The sequence below is a fragment of the Candidatus Cloacimonadota bacterium genome (genome assembly GCA_034661015.1).
Taxonomy (GTDB): Bacteria; Cloacimonadota; Cloacimonadia; order JGIOTU-2; family JGIOTU-2; genus JAYEKN01.
The window spans coordinates 1-3,377 of sequence record JAYEKN010000144.1 but is presented as its reverse complement, the minus strand read 5'-3'; the positions used below and the strand labels follow the sequence as shown (position 1 = coordinate 3,377).

General features: G+C 35.5%; 3 protein-coding genes. All 3 read right to left on the bottom strand.

All coding sequences use genetic code 11. The features are described from left to right. Positions 1 to 572: 572 nt before the first annotated feature. Positions 573 to 1,232, bottom strand: coding sequence for an endonuclease III (nth, locus tag U9P79_05715; GenBank protein MEA2104120.1), 660 nt, complete (start codon positions 1,230 to 1,232; stop codon positions 573 to 575). Positions 1,233 to 1,284: 52 nt separating this feature from the next. Further along, positions 1,285 to 2,919: a DNA polymerase III subunit gamma/tau gene (gene dnaX, locus U9P79_05710; GenBank protein MEA2104119.1), complete on the bottom strand. Its 1,635-nt coding sequence runs from the start codon at positions 2,917 to 2,919 to the stop codon at positions 1,285 to 1,287. Positions 2,920 to 2,936: 17 nt separating this feature from the next. Beyond that, on the bottom strand, positions 2,937 to 3,377 hold a 441-nt coding region (locus U9P79_05705), incomplete at its 5' end, for a YggS family pyridoxal phosphate-dependent enzyme (protein MEA2104118.1).

The window sequence follows — 3,377 nt, the reverse complement described above, 5'->3', positions numbered from 1 at the left end:
AAAAAATCGGACAAATTATCTTACGCCATTTATGGCGTTTTGGAGTAAAATATCCGTGATATTTTATACAACACTGCAACATCACGGATGTTGCACTCCAAAAAGTTTTTTATAAGGGCGTGAACGCCCTGAATTATTTTGTTTGTTTTTTTCCCCAGCCATAAATGGCTAGGCTATTGAAAAAACAATTAAAAAATCAGCCAGTTGGCAGACAAGTTGTAAAATTGAAAATCACGGGTAAAACAAATTTGAGGAACGCTATTTCCGTTTTTTTTACTTTTCACTTTTTTAATCGCTTTGTATTATGATGTCCTTACCCTCGCAAACTCAAAGCTGGGGCTTTGAGAAAAATTGCGTCTCCCAATCCGCCAGCTGGCGGATGGGAACGAGAGATGATATTCGGGCTGTTGAACGAGAGATTGTGTAAACACTTCTGAGGATTTCCCGTTTGTTAATCCTATCGAATGGACCGTTACAGTACCCATCCTAAGCAGTGCCGAAAGTGTGTCGGAACCTTGGGATTTACCGCCCTTTAATCCATACATTTTTGTTGGTAATATTTCTCATGAAGTTTATCTGCTTTTTTCTATTCCAATTTTTGGACACAAATTTTTAAACGCACATTTTGAGCAAAAAGGGGAAATTGGCTTGCAAATATTTTGCCCATAAGAAACCAGATAATCATTATAGATTTTCCAGAATTTTGTCGGTAGTTTTTTTCTGAGAGCCATTTCGGTTTTGAGGGGTGAATTCGTCCTTACGTAACCCCAGCGATTAGAAATCCTGTGAACATGTGTATCCACACAAATTCCATCTTTATCGAAACCGAGTACCAAAACAAGATTTGCAGTTTTTCTGCCCACACCCGGCAGAGAAAGCAAATTTTCCATTGAATCCGGAACTTCACCGTGATATTTCTCAATCAGAATATGGCAAACCTGTTTGATGCTTTCTGCTTTTCTGTGATAAAACCCTACAGGATAGATCAATTTTTCAATTTCTATTTTGGATAATTTATGCAAATCGTATGGATTTGAGATTTTGCCAAACAATTTTGCAGCTGCTTTTGCAGTAACGTCATCTTTTGTTCGCAAACTCAAAATTGTGCTGATAAGAATGTGGAATGGATTGTTCCCCATGTCTGAAATCTGAGTTATGATTGGTTTTTGATTTTTCAGATATTCAATTTTTAACTGCTCTAATACATTTTTTATATTCGAATTATTAATCATAAATGAAAGTTCTTAGATTGGAGACGTTACGAATCAATTCTTGCCGGATTAGTTATTCAAAGCGTTTTTGACCTACAATATATCCATCAATTTTATTTATGATCTCGGCAAGTTTTGGCGAATGTTTTCTAATGTCATTAATTGTGGGTGCATGGATATAGTCTTGGGTTACTTTTTCTGCTACTCCAAATTGGATGAGCAAAGTTACACCAAAAAAATCCTTTAATAATTTTTTCAATTTAACCGAAAATCCCTCAAGACTTTCTTTAGCAATTTTGGAATTAGCTAGGCAAAAAAGATGGTTTTTATGAATAGTTTTGAACTGTATCTGTCCCAGATAAAGTGTTTTTGCAGGATAACTTTCTTCAATTTTTCTCAAAAAATCTTTCCAGCGGGTTTTGATTTCAGCTAATGAAATATTCTTTTCGGGTTTTGCGGATTTTTCCGGTTCGGGTTTTTCCGGTTTAAGTTCGGGAGTAGTTTTTTTTTCTGATGAGTGGGAAGATGGTTTATAATAATTTGTTTGTCTTTCTTTTGCTTGAGTTTGTAAAGAAACAGAAAATTCGGTTGGATTTATTTTTTCTTGTAATTTTTCGATTTGAATTAAGCTACTTAAATTGGTCAGTTTTAGTAAAGTTGTTTCAAAAAGAAGAATCGGATGCGAAAAACTTTTTAGTTTCTCTTTCGAGTCCATCAAGATTGTAATCGCATAGAGAAGGTCTTCTTCAGTAAAATACGTGCGGAACTGCTTCAATTCTTTTAAATCATCCGCATGAACTTCTTCAGGAATTATCCCTATTTTTAGCATCAGAATATTTCGTAAGTATTCTATAAATCCCAGAATAATTTCATTGATATCGTTTCCCTCTGCTATGATTTTGTGAAAATTATTAATAATGGCTTTATTGTTGGAGTCAATGATATTCTGGGTGAGAGTGTGGAAAAAATCAATATTCACAATGCCGAAAACTTGTAGAACATCTTCCTTTGAGATTTTTGTTTTACCGATAGAAACTATCTGATCCATCAAACTGAGAGCATCTCGCAGACTGCCGTCAGCTTTTTTTGCCACAAGGAAAATCGCCGAATCTTCGCATTCTATATTTTCATTGCTAATGATTTTTTTTAGATGCTTCGTGATTTCATCTATGGAAATTCTGTGGAAATCATATCGCTGGCAACGTGAAGTGATCGTAGCGGGAACTTTGTGAGGTTCTGTAGTGGCGAAAATGAATTTTACGTTCGGCGGTGGTTCTTCCAAAGTTTTTAGGAGTGCATTAAATGCATTTTTGGATAACATATGAACTTCATCAATAATGTAAATTTTGTTGTTGGAAGTTTGGGTCGGATACATAAGTTCTGCTTGAAGACGCCGAACATCGTCCACCCCGGTATTGGAAGCACCATCAATCTCAATAACATCTACTGAGGAAGAATTGGTAATTTCTTTGCAATTTTTGCATTCATTGCAAGGGGTTACAGTCGGTCCATTTTCGCAGTTAAGAGCTTTTGCCAGAATTCTTGCTAATGAAGTTTTGCCAACTCCGCGGGGACCTGTAAACAAAAAAGCCTGAGCAACATGATCAGTTCTGATCGCATTCTTCAGGGTTTCGGTAATGTGCTCCTGAGCGATTAGTTCGTCAAAATTTTGAGGTCTGTATTTTCTTGCATATATCAAGTAAGTCATGTGTAGTCCTGTTTAATTTATTTTCTTGCTCCAAAAATATTGGTGCCGATTCGAACCAAATTTGCACCTTCTTCAATGGCAATTTTATATGAATTGCTCATTCCCATAGAAAGATATTTCATCTCAACGTTCGGGATTGCCAAAGATTTTAGATTGTCGAATATTTTTTTTGTTTCTACAAAATAAGGACGAGCCGATTCCGGATTCCCGCTAAAAGGTCCCATTGTCATCAAACCTCTAATTCGTAAATTTTTAAATCTCGAAATTAATTTTACGGATTCCACAGCATTTTCAGGTAAAAATCCGGTTTTCTGTTCTTCTCTGCCACTATTTATTTCGATGAGCACATTTATAATCTTATCAATTTTTTCACATTCTTTATTGATTTGTTTAGCTAAGCGAAGAGAGTCAAGACTTTCTATCATATCGTATTTTGGAACCACAAGTTTTGCTTTGTT